The sequence below is a fragment of the Streptomyces sp. SID13726 genome (genome assembly GCF_010548375.1).
In the GTDB taxonomy this organism is placed as follows: domain Bacteria; phylum Actinomycetota; class Actinomycetes; order Streptomycetales; family Streptomycetaceae; genus Streptomyces.
Window position 1 is genome coordinate 157,356 of record NZ_JAAGLY010000019.1, and the last position, 18,104, is coordinate 175,459.

General features: G+C 72.2%; 18 protein-coding genes. 6 read left to right on the plus strand and 12 right to left on the minus strand.

Translation table 11 applies throughout. From position 1 onward, the window contains the following. Positions 1-100 precede the first annotated feature (100 nt). Entirely contained in the window at positions 101-904 is an 804-nt protein-coding gene (locus tag G3I78_RS35950) for an IclR family transcriptional regulator (RefSeq protein WP_164432555.1), read from the plus strand. A gap of 188 nt (positions 905-1,092) precedes the next feature. Then, complete coding sequence (locus tag G3I78_RS35955; RefSeq protein WP_164432556.1) at positions 1,093-2,280, plus strand: MFS transporter; 1,188 nt, start codon at positions 1,093-1,095, stop codon at positions 2,278-2,280. 71 nt (positions 2,281-2,351) lie between these two features. On the opposite strand, the gene G3I78_RS35960 is transcribed toward G3I78_RS35955, so the two are convergent. Genes G3I78_RS35960 through G3I78_RS35980 form a run of 5 tightly spaced genes read right to left on the minus strand, consistent with a single transcriptional unit; the run spans position 2,352 to position 8,442 of the window. Then, the gene (locus G3I78_RS35960) at positions 2,352-3,341 is read right to left on the minus strand and encodes an adenosine deaminase (RefSeq protein WP_164432558.1); all 990 of its coding nucleotides are present in this window, start codon (positions 3,339-3,341) and stop codon (positions 2,352-2,354) included. Positions 3,342-3,361: 20 nt separating this feature from the next. After that, positions 3,362-4,267 (minus strand): ribonuclease Z, encoded by a 906-nt coding sequence (locus tag G3I78_RS35965; RefSeq protein ID WP_164432560.1) that lies wholly within the window; start codon positions 4,265-4,267, stop codon positions 3,362-3,364. A 6-nt stretch (positions 4,268-4,273) separates the two neighbouring features. After that, on the minus strand, positions 4,274-4,627 hold the full coding sequence (locus G3I78_RS35970; RefSeq protein ID WP_164432562.1) for a histidine triad nucleotide-binding protein: 354 nt from the start codon (positions 4,625-4,627) through the stop codon (positions 4,274-4,276). A gap of 32 nt (positions 4,628-4,659) precedes the next feature. Then, positions 4,660-7,860, minus strand: coding sequence for a S41 family peptidase (locus G3I78_RS35975; protein WP_164432564.1), 3,201 nt, complete (start codon positions 7,858-7,860; stop codon positions 4,660-4,662). A 45-nt stretch (positions 7,861-7,905) separates the two neighbouring features. Then, a complete protein-coding gene (locus tag G3I78_RS35980) occupies positions 7,906-8,442 on the minus strand; it encodes a hypothetical protein (protein ID WP_203615953.1) in 537 nt (178 codons plus the stop codon). 83 nt (positions 8,443-8,525) lie between these two features. Between G3I78_RS35980 and G3I78_RS35985 the strand changes: the two genes are divergently transcribed. Beyond that, positions 8,526-8,915, plus strand: a complete 390-nt coding sequence (locus G3I78_RS35985; RefSeq protein ID WP_164432565.1) for a hypothetical protein — start codon at positions 8,526-8,528, stop codon at positions 8,913-8,915. Here the strand turns inward: G3I78_RS35985 and G3I78_RS35990 are convergent. The 5 genes from G3I78_RS35990 to hrcA form a co-directional block, all read right to left on the minus strand. After that, entirely contained in the window at positions 8,857-9,249 is a 393-nt protein-coding gene (locus G3I78_RS35990; RefSeq protein ID WP_164432567.1) for a VOC family protein, read from the minus strand. The two genes, G3I78_RS35985 and G3I78_RS35990, sit on opposite strands and share 59 nt — an antisense overlap. Before the next feature lie 17 nt (positions 9,250-9,266). Beyond that, on the minus strand, positions 9,267-10,016 hold the full coding sequence (locus G3I78_RS35995) for a 16S rRNA (uracil(1498)-N(3))-methyltransferase (protein WP_164432569.1): 750 nt from the start codon (positions 10,014-10,016) through the stop codon (positions 9,267-9,269). Next, the gene (locus G3I78_RS36000) at positions 10,013-11,089 is read right to left on the minus strand and encodes a nitronate monooxygenase (protein ID WP_164432571.1); all 1,077 of its coding nucleotides are present in this window, start codon (positions 11,087-11,089) and stop codon (positions 10,013-10,015) included. Before G3I78_RS36000 ends, G3I78_RS35995 begins: the two co-directional genes overlap by 4 nt. Before the next feature lie 63 nt (positions 11,090-11,152). Further along, on the minus strand, positions 11,153-12,292 hold the full coding sequence (gene dnaJ, locus G3I78_RS36005; protein WP_164432573.1) for a molecular chaperone DnaJ: 1,140 nt from the start codon (positions 12,290-12,292) through the stop codon (positions 11,153-11,155). Continuing rightward, complete coding sequence (hrcA, locus tag G3I78_RS36010; RefSeq protein ID WP_164432576.1) at positions 12,293-13,312, minus strand: heat-inducible transcriptional repressor HrcA; 1,020 nt, start codon at positions 13,310-13,312, stop codon at positions 12,293-12,295. A 372-nt stretch (positions 13,313-13,684) separates the two neighbouring features. On the opposite strand from hrcA, the gene G3I78_RS36015 reads away from it, so the two are divergent. Both G3I78_RS36015 and G3I78_RS36020 read left to right on the plus strand, forming a co-directional pair. Further along, the gene (locus G3I78_RS36015; RefSeq protein WP_164432577.1) at positions 13,685-14,416 is read left to right on the plus strand and encodes an MBL fold metallo-hydrolase; all 732 of its coding nucleotides are present in this window, start codon (positions 13,685-13,687) and stop codon (positions 14,414-14,416) included. Between the two features lie 31 nt (positions 14,417-14,447). Beyond that, positions 14,448-15,254, plus strand: a complete 807-nt coding sequence (locus tag G3I78_RS36020; RefSeq protein ID WP_164432579.1) for a DUF3097 domain-containing protein — start codon at positions 14,448-14,450, stop codon at positions 15,252-15,254. Between the two features lie 112 nt (positions 15,255-15,366). Here G3I78_RS36020 and hemW read toward each other — a convergent pair whose 3' ends face one another. Further along, the gene (gene hemW, locus G3I78_RS36025; protein WP_164432581.1) at positions 15,367-16,599 is read right to left on the minus strand and encodes a radical SAM family heme chaperone HemW; all 1,233 of its coding nucleotides are present in this window, start codon (positions 16,597-16,599) and stop codon (positions 15,367-15,369) included. Between the two features lie 161 nt (positions 16,600-16,760). On the opposite strand from hemW, the gene G3I78_RS36030 reads away from it, so the two are divergent. After that, the gene (locus tag G3I78_RS36030) at positions 16,761-17,453 is read left to right on the plus strand and encodes a L,D-transpeptidase (RefSeq protein ID WP_203615989.1); all 693 of its coding nucleotides are present in this window, start codon (positions 16,761-16,763) and stop codon (positions 17,451-17,453) included. On the opposite strand, the gene G3I78_RS36035 is transcribed toward G3I78_RS36030, so the two are convergent. Next, the coding region (locus tag G3I78_RS36035; protein ID WP_164432585.1) for a Dyp-type peroxidase at positions 17,395-18,104 on the minus strand (710 nt) is incomplete at its 5' end. The genes G3I78_RS36030 and G3I78_RS36035 overlap by 59 nt on opposite strands.

The window sequence follows — 18,104 nt, forward strand, 5'->3', positions numbered from 1 at the left end:
CATGTAGACGTTATCTACGTATGGAGATGGAGACTAGATATGCGAACGTAACCCGTCAATGGGTCGGCGCGAGGTTTGGTGGGCCGATTACGATCGGCGCATGTCGGAGACAGGGGGCGAGCGCCCGGAGACCGGTGGCGTCCGCGAGGTGAAGTCGGCGGCCCGTACGGTCGAGCTCCTCGAACTGCTCGCCGCGCGCGGCGACCGCCCGGCCCGCCTCCAGGAGCTGGCGGACGAGCTCGGGGTGCCCCGCAGCTCGATGTACGCGCTGCTCCAGACCCTGATCTCGCGCGGCTGGGTCCGCACCGACATCACGGGCTCGCTCTACGGCATCGGCATCCACGCCCTGCTCACCGGCACCAGCTATCTGGACTCCGACCCGCGCGTGCGGGTCGTACGGCCGTATCTCGACGAGGCGTCCGAGGCGCTGGGCGAGACGATCCACCTGGGCCGGCTCGACGGCCGGGGCGTGGCGTACCTGGCGACCCGGGAGTCGCACGAATACCTGCGCACGATCAGCCGCGTCGGGCGCCGGCTGCCCGCGCACGTCGGCGCGCTGGGCAAGGCGCTGCTGGCCGAGCACGCCGACGCCGACGTCCCCGACGAGCCGTACGAAGCCCTCACCCCGAACTCCCACACCACCCGCGCCGCCCTCCTGGCCGACCTCGCCGAGGTCCGCGCCCGCGGCTACTCGGTCGACCGCGAGGAGGGCGTCCTCGGGATCGCCGGCTTCGGCTTCGCGCTCCGCTACGACTCCCCCGCCCAGGACGCCATCAGCTGCTCGGTGCCGGTGGCCCGGCTGACGCCGGAGCACGAGCAGCAGATCGTCGCGGTGATGCGGGAGATCAGGCACAAGATCGAGGCGACGGCACCGGGTGCGGGCGGCGCCCCGAACTGGCGCTAGGCGCACCGAAAAGGCGCTCGTCTACCCGACATCCCCGGGCCCAAACAGAACGTGATTCAGATCACGCCACCCGGGCTGTTTTCCGCAACCGCGTGCTTGATACAAATTCCTCGCGCGTTCCTGTCCGTCGACGGCCTGCGCCCAACCCCCTTCTTGAGCCGCTCCTTTCGCATGCCCTGGGAACGCCCGTGTTCGCCCGTCGCTCCACCCTGCCCTGGCCCCTGATCGCCCTCTTCACGGCCGGGTACCTCGCCCCGTACCTCCTCCCGACCACGGTCGGCAGACTCGACTCGGGGCTTCCGCTCACCGCCACCGAGGCGGGCGCCGTAGGCAGTGCGCTGCTCCTGAGTTCGGCCGCGGCGGGCTTCCTGCTCGCCTCCCGCGTCGACCGCATCGGCCCCCGCGTCCTCGCCCGCATCGGCCTCACCCTCGCCGTCCTCGGCTACGGCGGTGCCGCCCTCGCCCACGCCGTCCCCGCGGTCGTCCTGGGCGCGCTGATCGGCGGCTTCGGATCCGGTACGTCGACCGCGGTGGCCGCCACCGGCATCGCCGCCCAGCCGGACCCGCACCGCACCACCACGGCCGGCCTCCTCGGCGTCTCCGCCCTCGCCGGAGCCGTCTACCTGACCGTCCCGCACCTGGGCCAGGGCCACGGCCAGCCCCTCGCCGCCATCGCCCTCACGGCACTGGCGGTCTGGCCCCTCACCGGCCGCCTCCCCCTCCGTACGGCACCCGCCCGCGGCCTGGACACCGCCACCCCGCTCCCCCACCTCCGCGCCGGCCTGCTCCTCGCCGTCACGCTCCCCTGCTGGTCCCTCGCCCAGAACGCCCTCTGGGGCGTCAGCGGCCGCATCGGCCTCACCCAGGCCCACCTCTCCGAGACCACGGTCGGCGCGGTCTTCGCCATCGCCCTCGGCGCGGGCCTGCTGGGCGTGGTCGGCGCGGGCGCACTCGGCCCCCGCCTGGGCCGCGCCCTCCCCATCGGCGGCGGCACGGTCCTGATCGCCGCCTGCATCACCCTCAGCGCCTCGGCGACCGACCTCACGTCCTTCGCGACCGGCGAGATCGCCTGGAACACCCTCTACCCGATCGTCCTGTCGTACGTCATCGGCCTGGCCGCCTCCCTGGACCCCCGCGGCCGCTGGGCGGTCCTGGTCGGCTCGGCCTCCTCCCTGGGCACAGCAGCAGGCCCCCTGACCGGCAGCCTCCTGGCCACCGAGACCGGCTTCCCGACGATGGGCACGGTCCTGGCGGCGGGCCTGCTGCTGATCGCCGTACCGATGACGGCGGTGGCGATGGGCGCGGGCAGGCGCACGCTCCCGGTGGTCGAGATCCAGGTGGAAACCCAGGCCTACGACAAAGCAACGGCGGCATGAGCGCTTCTGGCTTTTAGGGGCGCGGGGAACTGCGCGACAAGCCCCCACCGGCCCGCACCCGACAACGCACCTCAGAACACGTAAGCATCAACTTCCGCAAGATACCGACCCCGAAGCCCCTCATCGTGCTCCAAGAAGGCCGCGAGGAAGGAGTTCCGGGCAAGCTCCCGCAACCGCTCCTCGCTCAACCCAAGAGCCTTCTGAACGGCAGCAAAGTTGTCCCCCGCATACCCCCCGAAGTAAGCCGGGTCATCGGAGTTCACCGTGCACATCAACCCGGCGTCCAGCATCGCCGGCAACGGATGATCCGCCAGCACATCAACCGTCCGCAGCCGCACGTTGGACAAGGGACACAAGGTCAACGGCACCCGCTCCCGCACCAGACGATCCACCAGCTCCGGAGACTCCATGCACCGCAGCCCATGATCGACCCGCTCCACCCCCAGCACATCCAGCGCCTCGACGATGTACGACGGCGGCCCCTCCTCCCCGGCATGAGCCACCCGCCGCAGCCCCAGAGCCGCCGCGGCCTCGTACACCTCGCGGAACTTCACCGGCGGATGCCCCACCTCGGCGGAGTCGAGCCCGACACCCACGATCCGGTCGAGATACGGCTTCGCGGCATCGAGCGTCTCCAGCGCGGACTCCGCGGACTCGTCCCGCAGGAAGCACATGATCAGCTGCGTGGAGACACCATGCACAGCCGCGCTGCGCCCCAGCGCCCGCCACAGCCCCTCGACGACCGTCCCCATCCCCACGCCCCGCGCGAGGTGCGCCTGCGGGTCGAAGAAGATCTCCGCGTGCCGCACTCCCTGCGCCGCGGCCCGGGCGAGATACGCGTTCGCCAGATCCTCGAAGTCCCGCTCGGTGCGCAGGACGGCCATGAGTTCGTAGTAGAGGTTCAGGAAGGACTGGAGGTCCTCGAAGTCGTACGCCTTGCGGAGCTCGTCCGTGGAGGCGTACGGCAGCTCGACGCCGTTGCGCGCGGCCAGCTCGAACGCCAGCTCCGGCTCCAGGGTGCCTTCGATGTGCAGGTGCAGTTCAGCTTTGGGGAGGGGCATCAAAGTATCGTACGGCTGTTTTATCGCCGTTTCGGAACCGGTACCCGCAGGAGGTCATGGGCGACGGTCAGCTCGCCCTCGTACCCGGCGGCCCGCGCCTGCCGCTCGAACTCGTCCGGGTCGGAGTAGCGCTGGCTGAAGTGCGTGAGCACGAGATGCCGTACACCGGCGTCACGGGCCACCCGCGCCGCCTGACCCGCCGTCAGGTGACCGTGCTCCACTGCGAGTTGCTCGTCCTCGTCGAGGAAGGTCGACTCGATGACGAGCATGTCGGCGCCGTCCGCGAGGGCGTGGACGCCGTCGCAGAGGCGGGTGTCCATGACGAAGGCGAACCGCTGGCCCCGGCGGACCTCGCTGATGTCGTCGAGGGAGACGCCGTTCAGGGAGCCCTCGCGCTGGATCCGTCCCACGTCCGGGCCCTTGATGCCGTGCGCGGCGAGGCGGTCGGGGAGCATGCGGCGGCCGTCGGGTTCGGTGAGGAGGTAGCCGTAGGACTCGACGGGGTGGGAGAGCTTGCGCGCCTCCAGGGTGTAGCCGGCGGTCCGCGCGATCACCCCGTCCTCGGCGACCGGTGCCTCGGTGAGCGCGACCGTCTCCCGGTAGGCCGTGGCGTAGCGCAGGCGGTCGAAGAAGCGCTGGCCGGACTTCGGGTAGTGCGCGGTGATCTCGTGCGGGACCCGGTCGAGGTTGATGCGCTGGATGACGCCCGCGAGGCCGAGGGAGTGGTCGCCGTGGAAGTGGGTGACGCAGAGGCGGTTGAGGTCGTGGGCGGCGACCCCGGCGCGCAGCATCTGGCGCTGGGTGCCCTCGCCGGGGTCGAAGAGGAGGCCCTCGCCGTCCCAGCGCAGCAGGTAGCCGTTGTGGTTGCGGTGCCGGGTCGGGACCTGGCTGGCGGTGCCGAGGACGACCAACTCACGTACGGACACGGTGAGTTATCCGGGAGGCCACTGGAGGCCGCGGCCGCCGATCACATGGGCGTGGGCGTGCCATACGGTCTGGCCCGCGCCGCTGCCGGTGTTGAAGATCGTGCGGTAGCTCTCCAGCTTCTCGTCCTCCGCGACGGCCTGGGTCTCGCGCAGGACGTCGGCGGCGAGTTCCGGAGCGGCGGAGGCGAGGGCCGCGGCGTTCTCGTAGTGGGCCTTGGGGATCACCAGGACGTGGGTGGGGGCCTGGGGGTTGATGTCACGGAAGGCGACGGTGGTGTCCGTCTCGCGGACGATGGTCGCCGGGATGTGGCCTTCGACGATCTTGCAGAACAGGCAGTCGTCCTGGGGTTCCCCTGCCATGGTGTTCCTTCCGTATGAGGTCCTGAGGCATCTTAACGAGGCAGGACCGGCGGAATCTTCGCAGGAGTGGACTCCAGCCCCTCCAGCGCGATCCGTACCGCCTCGTCCAGCTGGGTGTCCCGGCCCGCCGCGTGGTCCTGCGGCCGCTGGACGACCTCCACGTCCGGGTCGACGCCGTGGTTCTCGACGCCCCACTCGTAACCCTCCAGCCAGAACGCGTACTTCGGCTGGGTGATCAGGGTGCCGTCGACCAGGCGGTAGCGGCTGTCGATGCCGATGACACCGCCCCAGGTGCGGGTGCCGACCACCGGGCCGATGCCGAGGGCCTTGATCGCCGCGTTGACGATGTCGCCGTCGGAGCCGGAGAACTCGTTCGCGACCGCCACGACCGGGCCCCTGGGGGCGTCGCTGGGATAGCTGTAGGGGCGCATGCCTCTCGGGACGCCCCAGCCGACGATCCTGCGGGCCAGCTTCTCCACGACCAGCTGGGAGGTGTGGCCGCCGCGGTTCTCGCGGACGTCGACGACCAGTCCCTCGCGGGCCACCTCGACGCGCAGGTCGCGGTGGATCTGGGCCCAGCCGGGGGCCTGCATGTCCGGGACGTGGAGGTAGCCGAGGCGGCCGCCGGACTTCTCGTGGACGTAGGCGCGCCGGTCGGCGACCCAGGCGTGGTAGCGCAGGGGTTCCTCGTCGGCGATCGGTACGACGACCGCGTGCCGCGGGTCGCCGCCGCCGGACGGGGAGATGGTCAGCTCGACGGCCTTGCCCGCCGTGCCGACGAGGAGCGGGCCGGGTCCGGTGACCGGGTCGACCGGGTGGCCGCCGACGGCGACGACGGCGTCCCCGGCCCGGACGGCCACGCCGGGCGCGGCGAGCGGGGAGCGGGCGGCCGGGTCGGAGGTCTCGGTGGGCAGGATGCGGTCGATCCGCCAACTGCCGTCCTCGTGGCGGGAGATGTCGGCGCCGAGCAGCCCCTGGCGGTGTCCGGAGCCGTGGCCGCCGCGCGGGGTGACGTAGGCGTGGGAGGTGCCGAGTTCGCCGTGCACCTCCCAGAGCAGGTCGACGAGGTCGTCGTGGGTGGCGACCCGGTCCAGGACCGGGCGGTAGCGGTCGAGCACGCCGTCCCAGTCGACGCCGCTCATGTCCGGCCGCCAGAACTGGTCGCGCATGATGCGGCCGGTCTCGTCGTACATCTGGCGCCACTCGGCGGCCGGGTCGACGGTCTGGCGGACCCGGCCGAGGTCGACGGTGATGTTGGTGTCGCTGTCGTCGTCGGAGGAAGCCCGGCGGTCGCTCGGTACGACCTTCAGGCGGCCGTCGGTCCACAGCAGGACGCGCTTGCCGTCGCCGCTGACGGCGAAGTGGTCGGCGTCGGCCGCGAGGTGTTCGAGACGCTGCTGGGCGAGGTCGTAGCGCTCCAGCTCGGTCTTGGGGTCCGGGTCGTCCGGGGTGGCCCGGGAGGAGCCGAGGACGCCCTGGACGGGGTGGCGCAGCCACAGGACGCCGTCCTTGGCCGCGCGCAGGTTGGAGTAGCGGCCCGCCTCGACGGGGAAGGGCACGATCCGGTCGGCGAGCCCTTCGAGGTCGATGCGGGTGGTCGGGGTGCCCTCGCTGTCGGGGGTCTCGTCCTTGTCGGGGGTCTCGAAGGGGCGGCCGTGGCGCTGCGGTCCGAACGGGGACGGGGTGGTCGCGGCGAGGGTGATCAGGTGCGGGCGGTCGCCGACCACGAAGGCCAGGTCGAAGACGTGCTCGTCGTAGACCGGGTCGAAGGAGCGGTTGGAGAGGAACGCCAGGTGCTTGCCGTCGAGGGTGAAGGCGGGGGCGTAGTCCTGGAAGCGCAGCGGGGTGGCCTCGGTGACCGAGAGGTCGGTGGTGTTGGCGAGGCGGAGCTGGGCGAGCGGGCCGGGGCCGGGGTGCGACCAGGCGAGCCAGGCGGAGTCGGGCGAGAAGGTCAGGCCGCGGGCGTCGCCGTCCTCGCTGCGGTCGACCTCGCGGACCTCGCCGGTCTCCCGCTCGACGAGCAGCACACGGCCGTCGTGCGCGGCGACCGCGGCCCGCTTGCCGTCGGGGGCCATGGCGAGGCCCAGGACCCGGCCGAGCTGTCCGGCGGCGAGGCGGCGCGGGGTGGCGCCGGGGGCGGTGCCGGTGGCGGGCGCGAACTCCAGGGCGTCGTCGCCCTCCGCGTCCGTCACCCACACCACCCACTCCTCGCCGTCGGCGCGGAAGGTGCGGGGCAGCCGGGCGCGGACGCCTGGTGCGACGGCGAGCGCGCGGGCCGGGCCGGAGCGGTGGGTGACCCAGTGGACGGCTCCGCGCACGGCGACCGCGCTGCCGCGCGCGGTGTGGTCGGGGGCGGCCGAGCCGAACCAGTGGGCGGCGTTCACCGGGAACGGCTGGCGGTCGGCGCGCTGGCCGCCGAGCCGGACGTCCAGGCGGCGGGGTTCGGCGCCTTCGAGGTCGTCGAGGATCCACAGCTCACCGGCGGAGGAGTAGACGATCCGGGTGCCGTCGCCGGAGGCGTGCCGGGCGTAGTAGCCGTCGAGGGGGGTGTGCCGGCGCAGGTCGGAGCCGTCGGCGAGGGAGGAGTAGAGGGCTCCGGTGCCTTCGTGGTCGGAGAGGAAGGCGATCCGGTCGCCCGCCCACACCGGGTACTCGAGGTTTCCGTCCAGGTCTTCGTGGAGCCGTACGAACTCGCCGTCGCCCTCGCGGTCGATCCACAGCTTGCCCGCGGTGCCGCCCCGGTAGCGCTTCCACCAGGCGGCCTCGCGGCCCATGGGCGCGGACAGGAGCACGGTCGCGGGGCCCTGCGCGACATGGCCGACGGGCCCGTACGGCAGGGTGGTGCCGGGGCCGCCGTCCAGCGGGACGGTCCGTGCCCAGCTGCGGCGCAGGCTCGCCTGGCCGTGGGTGGTGATGGCGAGGACCTCGCCGTCCGGGGTCCAGCCGCGCACCTGGGTGCGGATGCTGCCCCAGTGGGTCAGTCTCCTGGCCGGTCCGCCGTCGGCCGGGGCGATGTGCACCTCGGGGGCGCCGTCGCGGGTGGAGGTCCAGGCGACGGTGGTGCCGTCGGGTGAGATCCGGGGGTGGGTGACCGGGACGTTGTCGGCGCTGACCCGCCAGGCACGGCCGCCGTCGAGCGGCGCGAGCCACACGTCGTCCTCGGCGGTGAAGGCCACCAACTCGCCCTGCAGATGCGGAAACCGGAGATACGCAGACGTCGCAGGCTGTGTCACCCGGTCACCCTACGCACCGGCGGTCGCCGTGCACAGGGGTTTGGATCACTTGCCGTCGGGCCAGCACTGCGGGTCCTTCTGGCACCAGATGGTCTTGGTGACCGTCACGGTGACCGTGGGACCGGGCCGTTGACCGGGATTGTTCGCCTGCGGGGTAGGGGTGGCGTTGCAGTTCCCGAGCCCCTCGACGTGGAACCACTGCTTGCCGCCGACGGTGGCGGTGAGGTTCCCGCGCACGCACGCGCCGCTGACGGTCCGGGTCACCTTGCCCTTGACGGTGATGTCCTGCCCGTCCTTGGTCTTGCCCTCGCAGTCGACGGTGGCGACGGTGTTCACCGTGGCGCTGGGCGTCTGGTCCCCGTCGTCGTAGGAGGCGTTGCAGGTCAGCCAACTCACGTCGGCCTTCTGCCGGTCCAGCTCCTTGGTGACCAGCTGGTCGGTGGTGTAGGAGACGGTCGCGGAACTGACCACGCCGTTCGGATCGCAGGCGGCGACCCCGCCCACAGCCAGCACGACACCCCCGACCACGCCCGCCACGCGCACCCCGCGCGGCCGACGCCAGTCCCGTCTCAACGCCACCATGGAGGGCAGCCTGCCACTGTCCCGCCCCGGAGGGTAGGGCGCATACGGCCACCCGCGCGCCGGGGGCGGACTACGGTGGGCGGATGCCCAGAACCCGTGCGCCGCGAAGGCTCGTCGTGGCCGACCGGACCTACTTGTGGAGTTTCCGGCACAAGCACCGGGACGGTGACGTCTGCCGTGACGTGGTCCATCTGGTCCTCGACGGGGTCCGCACCCGGATCGTCTTCCGCAAGGGCGAAGGCCGGGGCATCTCCTGCTGCCACGCGCACGACGGCTTCGTGGCGACGGGCCCCGGCAAGTCGCTCAACCTGAACGAGCCGGGCACCGTACGCCGTCTCGTCGACGAGGCGGCAGAGCGCGGACTCCTGGCGGGCGGCGGGGAGTTGGACGGGTGGGAGCTGTTCGACGCGGTTCTCAGCCGCGCAGCAGCAACCACTCCTGGAGTTCCACCAGGTTGCCCTCCGGGTCCTTGAGGTGGGCCACGCGCATGCGGTCCGTCATGGGGGACGGGCCGTGCAGCAGGGTGGCGCCTCGGGACGTGAGCTGGTCGCAGTAGGTGTCCAGGTCGTCGACGCGGAGCACCACCAGGGAGCGGTGGCCGGTGGCCGTGTCGCCGAGTTCGTCCAGGATCTCGGCCATCATCGAACGGTCCTGGAGGGCGATGCCCGCCGATCCGGTGGCGGGACTGAACTTCTCGTACGGTCCCTGCGCCGCCCCCGACTGGGGCTTGAGGCCCAGGACTTCGGCGTAGAAGCGGTAGCAGGCGGCGAAGTCGGTGACGAGGAGCCGGACCTGGGCGAGTTCCACGGTGTTCCCCTTCGGGCTCAGGACCAGCGGCCGGTACGGCCGAGCAGCAGGGCCGTGGCCGCCGTCCCGGCGGTCGATGTGCGCAACACGGTAGGCCCGAGGAGGTAGGCGCGCGCACCCGCCTCCTCGAAGAGCGCCAACTCGTCCTTGGCGACGCCCCCTTCGGGGCCCACGACCAGCACGATCTCACCCTCGGCGGGGAGTTCGGCGGTGGCCAGCGATGCGCTGCCGCGCTCGAAGTCGGAGTGCAGCACGGCGGCGAAGTCGGCTTTGGCGAGAAGTGCCGCAACCTGTCGGGTCGTCGCCGCGTCCGCGACCTCGGGGAAGCGGACCCGGCGGGACTGCTTGCCGGCCTCGCGGGCGGTGGCCCGCCACTTGCCGAGCGCCTTCAGTCCCCGGTCGCCCTTCCACTGGGTGATGCAGCGGGCGGCCTGCCAGGGCACCACGGCGTCGACGCCGACCTCGGTCATGGTCTCGACGGCGAGTTCGCCGCGGTCCCCCTTGGGGAGGGCCTGGACGACGGTGATGCGGGGCCGCGCCGGAGGTTCCACGGCGACCGAGTCCAGCTGGACGATCAGCCGGTCCTTGCCCTCGGCGGCGAGCACCACGCAGTCCGCCCAGCGCCCGGCGCCGTCGGTGAGGATGACGTCCTCGCCGGCCTGGAGCCGCTTCACGGACACCGCGTGGCGGCCTTCGGGGCCGTCGAGGACGTACCGTCCGCCGTCGCCCGCGTCGAAGTGCTCGACCACGAACACCGGGGCCGTCATCGCAGTCCTCCCTTGGCCGACAACGCTGTCCGGGCTTCCGCGAGTTCGGCCGCGAGGACCTCCACGAGCTGTCCCGCGGGCAGTTCGCGGGCCATCCGGTGACCCTGGCCCGCCCACAGCGCCATGCCCTGCGCGTCCTTGGCCTTGGCGGCGGCCTTGCGCAGCGGGGAGGTGAGGTGGTGGACCTCGGGGTAGGCGGCGGGGGCGTAGGGGCCGTGCTCACGCAGGAAGCGGTTGACCAGGCCGCGGGCGGGGCGGCCGGAGAAGGCGCGGGTCAGCTCGGTGCGGACGTAGAGCGGGTTGGTCAGCGCCTGCTTGTGCACGTCGTGGGCGCCGGACTCGGGGGTGGCGAGGAACGCGGTGCCGAGCTGGGCCGCGCTCGCGCCGGCGGCGAGGACGGCGGCGATCTGGCTGCCGCGCATGATGCCTCCGGCGGCGACGATCGGGACGGTGACCGTCTCGCGGATCTGGGCGACGAGGGAGAGCAGTCCGAGGCCGGAGCCGTCGTGCTCGGGGATGTCCCGGTGGGTGCCCTGGTGGCCGCCGGCCTCCACGCCCTGGGCGATCACCGCGTCGGCGCCCGCGTACTGCACCGCGAGGGCCTCTTCCGGGGTGGTCGCGGTGACGAGGGTGAAGGTGCCGGCCCGGCGCAGCGACTCCAGTGCCTCGCCGCTCGGGATGCCGAAGTGGAAGGAGACCACGGGGACCGGGTTGTCGAGGAGTACGGCGAGCTTGGCGTCGTAGCCGTCGTCCCGTCCGCTGTCGGGGTCCCCGAGCTCGGTCTCGTACCAGGAGGCCTCACCGGCGAGCTGGTGGGCGTAGACCTCCACGGCCGCCGGGTCGGCGTACTCCGGCTGCGGCATGAAGAGGTTGATCCCGAACGGCCGTCCGGTCAGCCCGCGCAGCTGCTTGATCTCCTGGTACATCCCGTCGGCCGTCTTGTACCCGGCGGCGAGGAAGCCCAGCCCGCCCGCGTCGGCCGTCGCGGCGGCGAGCTGCGGCACGGAGACGCCGCCCGCCATGGGGGCCTGCACGATCGGATGAGGGAAGAGATCGGTCAGCGCGGAGGACATGACGGCATGTTGTCACGTCCTCCGAACAAGTCCGAATCCGACCTTCGCCTGGCAGCCGAGAGCTCAGGTACGGCCGTTGAACGCGTCCTTCAACCGAGAGAACAACCCCTGCTGCCCAGGCTGGAACTGCCCGGTCGGCCGTTCCTCGCCCCGCAGCTTCGCCAGCTCGCGCAGCAGTCGCTCCTGCTCCGGGTCCAGCTTGGTCGGGGTCTGGACCTCGACGTGGACGATGAGGTCGCCCCGGCCGCCGCCGCGCAGGTGTGTGACGCCCCGGCCGTGCAGGGGGATCGACTGGCCGGACTGCGTGCCCGGACGGATGTCGACCTCCTCCATGCCGTCGAGCGTCTCCAGCGGGACCTTGGTGCCGAGGGACGCCGCCGTCATCGGGATGGTGACCGTGCAGTGCAGGTCGTCCCCACGGCGCTGGAACGTCGAGTGCGGGAGTTCGTGGATCTCGACGTAGAGGTCACCGGCGGGACCGCCACCGGGCCCGACCTCGCCCTCACCCGCGAGCTGGATCCGCGTGCCGTTGTCGACACCGGCCGGGATCTTGACCGTGAGGGTCCGCCGGGACCGTACACGGCCGTCGCCGGCGCACTCGGGGCACGGCGTCGGAACGACCGTGCCGAAGCCCTGGCACTGCGGACACGGCCGCGAGGTCATGACCTGGCCCAGGAAGGACCGCGTCACCTGCGACACCTCACCGCGACCGCGGCACATGTCACACGTCTGCGCGGAGGTCCCCGGCGCCGCGCCCTCACCACTACAGGTGGAGCAGACGATCGCCGTGTCGACCTGGATGTCCTTCGTGGTGCCGAAGGCCGCCTCGTCGAGCTCGATCTCCAGACGGATCATCGCGTCCTGGCCGCGCCGGGTGCGCGAACGCGGACCCCGCTGCGACGCCGTACCGAAGAACGCGTCCATGATGTCCGAGAAGTTCCCGAACCCACCGGCCCCGAAGCCGCCCGCGCCTCCGCCGCCCGCCTGCGAGAGGGGGTCGCCGCCGAGGTCGTAGACCTGCTTCTTCTGCGGGTCCGAGAGCACCTCGTAAGCGGCGTTGATCTCCTTGAACCGCTCCTGGGTCTTCGGATCCGGGTTGACGTCCGGGTGCAGCTCGCGAGCGAGCCGGCGGAACGCCTTCTTGATCTCATCCTGCGACGCGTCGCGGCGCACGCCGAGAACGGCGTAGTAGTCCGTGGCCACTTACGACTCCGCCAGGATCTGTCCGACGTACCGTGCCACTGCGCGTACCGCTCCCATCGTTCCCGGGTAATCCATGCGGGTCGGTCCGACCACGCCGAGCTTGGCGACTGCCTCGTTGCTGCCCGAACCGTAGCCGACCGACACCACGGAAGTGGAGTTGAGTCCCTCGTAGGCGTTCTCATGACCGATACGGACGGTCATGCCCGAATCCCCGGCCTCACCAAGGAGTTTGAGGAGGACGACCTGCTCCTCCAGGGCCTCCAGGACGGGCCGGATGGTGAGGGGAAAGTCATGTCCGAAGCGGGTGAGATTGGCGGTGCCGCCGATCATCAGCCGCTCCTCGTTCTCCTCGACGAGCGTCTCCAGGAGAGTGGAGAGCACTGTCGCGACCGTACCCCGGTCCTCGACGTCGAATGCCTCGGGCAGGTCCTCGACCAGCCGCGGCACATCGGCGAACCGGCGGCCCGCGACCCGGCTGTTGAGCCGCGCCCGCAGATCGGCCAGCGAGGACTCCCCGAAGGGCGCCGGGCAGTCGACGAGGCGCTGCTCGACCCGGCCGGTGTCCGTGATCAGCACGAGCATCAGACGGGCGGGCGCGAGCGAGAGCAGTTCGACGTGCCGCACGGTCGAGCGGGTGAGCGACGGATACTGCACCACCGCCACCTGCCGCGTGAGCTGCGCGAGCAGCCGCACGGTCCGCGCCACGACGTCGTCGAGATCGACCGCGCCGTCGAGGAAGTTCTGGATGGCCCGCCGCTCCGGGGCGGTCATCGGCTTGACGCCCGCGAGCTTGTCGACGAACAGCCGGTAGCCCTTGTCGGTGGGGATCCGCCCGGCACTGGTGTGCGGCTGGGCGATGAACCCCTCGTCCTCCAGGGCGGCCATGTCATTGCGAACGGTCGCCGGGGAGACTCCGAGGTTGTGCCGCTCGGTCAGGGCCTTCGACCCGACGGGCTCCTCGGTGCCGACGTAGTCCTGGACGATGGCGCGCAGCACCTGAAGCCGTCGTTCACTCAGCATGCGCACACCTCCAGAAGTCGGTCCCTCGGCGCCCCGCCTGGCACTCCCTGTCTCCGAGTGCCAAAGCTCCCCGGTCAGTGTACGGCGGTGGGGTACTCCCCGGGCAAGGCTGGTCCTGGCGTGACGGGTGTACGGCTAGGGTCTGCCCGGCGGATCAGGCCGGCTCCAAGAAACGGAGCCTGGTCAACGCAGGTGAGCGGGGTCTGGTGCGTCGAGCTGCAAGGCGGAGGAGGGCGACGACGCGATGGGGGCCCCTCCCGCGCGAGGTTGTTCGAGCGTGGGGGAGTCGGCAACCGACGACAACGCGGCAGATCGGCGTGCCAGACCCCGCGACGCCGGCATGATCCGCCGGGCAGGCCCTAGCGTCGCGGTATGACGGTGACTTGGGAAGAGCTGGGGTGGGAGCGGGTCGCGACCGGGGTGGGGCGGTGCCGGCTGCCCGGCTGGGACTGTACGGCGGGCCTGGTGATCGGCGAGGGCACGGCCCTCTTGATCGACGCGGGTTCGAGTCTCGCGGAGGGCGCCCGGCTGCGCGCGCAGGCCGAGGAGCTGGCCGGCCACCGTGTGACTCATCTCGCCCTTACCCACGCGCACTTCGACCATGTCTTCGGCGCGGCGGCGTTCGCGGGCGCGGAGGTGTTCGGCGCGGTCGGCGTGGAGACCGTGCTGGCGGGCCGGCTGGGCCGTGCGGAGCTGCGGTCGGACGCGGTGCACAACGGCTTGGATCCGTCCCTGGCCGACGAGGCGGTGGACGCCCTGGTCTCCCCCGGCCACCACGTCTCCGGCGAGTGGACGCTCGACCTGGGCACCGGCCGCCAGGTCCTGCTGGCGAACGTCGGCCCCGGCCACACCGCCCACGACCTCGCGGTCCTGGTCCCCGGCTCCCCCGAGGTGGTCTTCTGCGGCGACCTGGTCGAGGAGTCCGGCGAACCCCAGGCGGGCCCGGACGCCGTACCGGGGCACTGGCCCGCCGCACTCGACCGCCTCCTCGACCTGGGCGGCGCGGACGCGCTGTACGTGCCCGGTCACGGAGCGGTGGTGGACGCGGAGTTCGTACGCTCGCAGCGGGACGCGTTGGCCCTGCGCTTCGGCGTGTCGCGGTGACGGCCGGACGGCTTCTCCTATCGTCATCCGAATGCGCCAGTACTCCGCCGACCTGACCCCTCCGTGGAAGAAGCCCAAGCCGGTACCGGAGATCCCCGCCGAGCCCGGCCTGGTGGTCGAGGAGCCCGGCACCGGTTTCTGCGGCGCGGTGATCCGCTGCGAGGCGGGCACGGTGACCCTGGAGGACCGCTTCGGCAAGCACCGCGTCTTCCCGCTGGAGCCCCGCGGTTTCCTCCTGGAGGGCCGGGTCGTGACCCTGGTCAGACCCTCGGCCGCAGCTCCCGTACGACCGTCCCGTACCGCCTCCGGCTCGGTGGCCGTCCCCGGCGCACGCGCACGCGTGGCCCGCGCCGGCCGTATCTACGTCGAGGGCCGCCATGATGCGGAACTGGTCGAGAAGGTCTGGGGCGACGACCTGCGTATCGAGGGCGTGGTCGTGGAGTACCTGGAGGGCGTGGACGACCTCCCGTCGATCGTGACGGAGTTCGCCCCGGACGCGGACGCCCGGCTGGGGGTGCTGGTGGACCACCTGGTCCCGGGCAGCAAGGAGTCCCGTATCGCCGCGTCGGTGACCAGCGAACACGCCCTGGTCGTCGGCCACCCGTACATCGACATCTGGGAAGCGGTGAAGCCGTCGGCCCTGGGCATCGAGGCATGGCCGCGGGTGCCGCACGGTCAGGACTGGAAGACGGGTGTGTGCAAGGCCCTGGGCTGGCCCTCGGAGAACACGGGCGCGGTATGGCAGGCGATCCTGAAACGAGTGAACTCGTACAAGGACCTGGAGCCGGAGCTGCTGGGGCGGGTGGAGGAACTGATCGACTTCGTCACAGCCCAGTGACGCCGGCCTAGGGGCGCGGGGCTGTATCGATATGCGGCTCCGCCGCGTGGGCGCGACCAGCCACATCGGACCCGCAGCCGCCAGACGACGCAGCCCCCGCCCCCTCAGGCCGTCAGTCCACCAGGTCCCGAACCACCGCATCCGCCAGCAACCGCCCCCGAAGCGTCAACACAGCCGACCCCTCCTCATAAGGCCCGGCTTCCAACAACCCCTCCTCCCGCGCCCGCCGAGAAGCCGCCAGCCCCTCCTCCCGCAACAAGGACAACGGCACCCCCTCCCGCAACCGCAGCTCCAGCAGAACCCGCTCCACCCGCCGGTCCTCCTCCGAGAGCAGCTCACGACCCGCACCCGGAGTCCGGCCGGAGGCCAGCGCCGCCGCATACGCCCCCGGATGCTTCACGTTCCACCACCGCACCCCGCCCACGTGCGAGTGCGCCCCGGGCCCGGCCCCCCACCAGTCCGCCCCGCGCCAGTACAGCTCGTTGTGCAGACACCGGCCCGCTTCCGAGGTCGCCCAGTTCGACACCTCGTACCAGTCGAACCCGGCATCGGACAGCACCGAGTCCGCGATCAGATACCGGTCCGCGTGCACGTCGTCGTCGGTCATCGGGACCTCGCCCCGACGGATACGGCGAGCCAGCTGCGTGCCCTCCTCGACGATCAGGGCGTACGCCGACACATGGTCGGGACCGGCCCCGATGGCCGCCTCCAGCGAGGCCCGCCAGTCGTCGTCGGTCTCGCCGGGCGTGCCGTAGATCAGATCGAGGTTGACGTGCGAGAACCCCGCCGCCCTGGCCTCCGCCACGCACGCCTCCGGCCGCCCCGGGGTGTGCGTGCGGTCCAGCACCTTCAGTACGTGCTGGCGCGCGCTCTGCATCCCGAAGGACACCCGGTTGAAGCCGCCGGCCCGCAGCGTGGCCAGGTACGCCGGGTCCACGGACTCCGGGTTCGCCTCGGTGGTCACCTCGGCGTCCGGGACCAGCCCGAACTCGTCGCGGATCGCGCCCAGCATCCGTACGAGGTCGCCGGCGGCCAGCAGCGTGGGCGTACCGCCGCCGACGAAGACCGTGCGGACCGGGCGCGGGTCGTCGCCGAGGACCTTGCGGGCCAGCCGGATCTCGTCGATCAGGGTGTCCGCGTAGTTGTCGCGGGAGGCCAGCACCCCGCCGGAGCCGCGCAGCTCGGTCGCCGTGTAGGTGTTGAAGTCGCAGTAGCCGCAGCGGGTCGCGCAGTACGGGACGTGCAGGTAGAAGCCGAGCGGGCGGTCGGCGGACCCGGTGAGCGCGGTCGCGGGGAGCGAGCCGTCGTCGGGGACGGGTTCGCCGTCGGGGAGTGCGGAAGGCATGTCCTCCATTGTCCCGTACTCCGGGCGCCGCCCCGGATGGCCCAGCCCGGGCCGCCGGGTCCGGTGCCCGCCGCTTTGCTGGAAGCCCAACCGCATCCGGTCAGGAGGCCGTCGTGGGCATATCCGGATCACTCGTCACGGGAACCGCACTCGCCGGCGTCCTGCTCTCCCTCGCGACCCCGGTCGCGGTCGCCCGGGACGCGGCCCCCTGCACCGCGGGCACCGGCCCCTACCAGCGCGAGCTGGAACAGCATCTGCGGCTCCCGGCGGACGGCCGGCAGACCCCGGCCGACTGCGAGGCGATCCGGGCCTTCCAGACCCGCAACGCCGTACAGCCCGCCGACGGCTACGCGGGCCTCGCCACCTACCGCACGATGCTGGTCGTCGAGGCCCGCCCGAACCCCAACACGGCCGGCCGCTGTCCCGTCCGCGCGTACCGGGTCGCCTGCGTGGACCTGGACCGGCAGCTGATGTGGGTGCAGTCGGGCGCCCGGGTGGTGTTCGCGCCGGTGCCGATCCGCTCGGGCCGCGACGGTCACGAGACCCGCACCGGCGACTTCTCGGTCTACTCGCGCGAGATCGACCACTGGTCCGACCTGTACGACGCCCCGATGCCCTACGCCCAGTTCTTCGACGGCGGCCAGGCCTTCCACGGGACCAACGGCGACCTCTTCGGCGGCGGCTCGCACGGCTGCGTCAACCTGCGGCTCGACGACGCCCGGCGGCTGTGGGACACGCTGGCCGAGGACGACGCCGTACACATCTGGGGCGTGAAGCCGGGCACCGAGCGCGGGCTCACCACCACAGCCCCTTCGGGGGTACGTACGCCACCGCCGACCCCCGGTGCTCGCTGAACCGGCTCAGCTCGTCCTGCGCCGCCATCCTGCGCTGCACCCGCACGAACAGGCCCGGGTCCCGCATGAAGGCCAGGAACAGCAGGCCCCGGTCGTCCGGTCCGTCGTCGTAGGAGCAGCCGCGGCGCAGCATCCGCGCCCCGGCGTCGAGGCGGGGGCTGGCGGCGCGGACGTGGGAGCCGAGCGGGGTGAGGTACCGGCCGTGCGGGGTCTTGGCGAAGATGTCGACGTCGTCGTCCTCACGGCCGCCGTCCAGCGGGGCCCCGTCGGCGCGCCGCCGTCCGACGACCGCCTCCTGCCGCCGCTCGTCCAGCCGCGCGAACTCCTCGACGCGCAGCCGGATCCTGCGTACGACGAGGAAGGTGCCGTCCGCCTCGTCCCACACCCAGCGTTCGCACTCCTCGGGGGTCGGGTTCGCCGAGCCGTCCTTGAAGCCGAGGAGGTTGCGCGGGGTCTCGCCGGGCGGGGTCGGCGGGAGGAAGCCGGCCTGGCGCCAGCGTGGGCGCAGCGGTGTCCGGGCGGTCAGCCGGGCCGCCGTGCGCTCGGCGGTGCGGGCGTCGTCGGCGCGGAGCTGGACGATCAGGTCGCCGCCGCAGCGGGCGGGGTCGAGCCGGTCGCCGGGGAAGGGCCGGAGCTCGCGCAGTCCGGCGG

Coding starts and splice junctions, on each gene's coding strand:
- G3I78_RS36020 (WP_164432579.1), top strand. CDS start 14,448: ATGCGCCAGTACTCCGCCGACCTGACCCCTCCGTGGAAGAAGCCCAAG.
- G3I78_RS36000 (WP_164432571.1), bottom strand. CDS start 11,089: ATGTCCTCCGCGCTGACCGATCTCTTCCCTCATCCGATCGTGCAGGCC.
- G3I78_RS35980 (WP_203615953.1), bottom strand. CDS start 8,442: ATGGTGGCGTTGAGACGGGACTGGCGTCGGCCGCGCGGGGTGCGCGTG.
- hrcA (WP_164432576.1), bottom strand. CDS start 13,312: ATGCTGAGTGAACGACGGCTTCAGGTGCTGCGCGCCATCGTCCAGGAC.
- G3I78_RS35970 (WP_164432562.1), bottom strand. CDS start 4,627: ATGGCAGGGGAACCCCAGGACGACTGCCTGTTCTGCAAGATCGTCGAA.
- G3I78_RS35960 (WP_164432558.1), bottom strand. CDS start 3,341: ATGCCCCTCCCCAAAGCTGAACTGCACCTGCACATCGAAGGCACCCTG.
- hemW (WP_164432581.1), bottom strand. CDS start 16,599: ATGCCTTCCGCACTCCCCGACGGCGAACCCGTCCCCGACGACGGCTCG.
- G3I78_RS36015 (WP_164432577.1), top strand. CDS start 13,685: ATGACGGTGACTTGGGAAGAGCTGGGGTGGGAGCGGGTCGCGACCGGG.
- G3I78_RS35950 (WP_164432555.1), top strand. CDS start 101: ATGTCGGAGACAGGGGGCGAGCGCCCGGAGACCGGTGGCGTCCGCGAG.
- G3I78_RS35995 (WP_164432569.1), bottom strand. CDS start 10,016: ATGACGGCCCCGGTGTTCGTGGTCGAGCACTTCGACGCGGGCGACGGC.
- G3I78_RS35985 (WP_164432565.1), top strand. CDS start 8,526: ATGCCCAGAACCCGTGCGCCGCGAAGGCTCGTCGTGGCCGACCGGACC.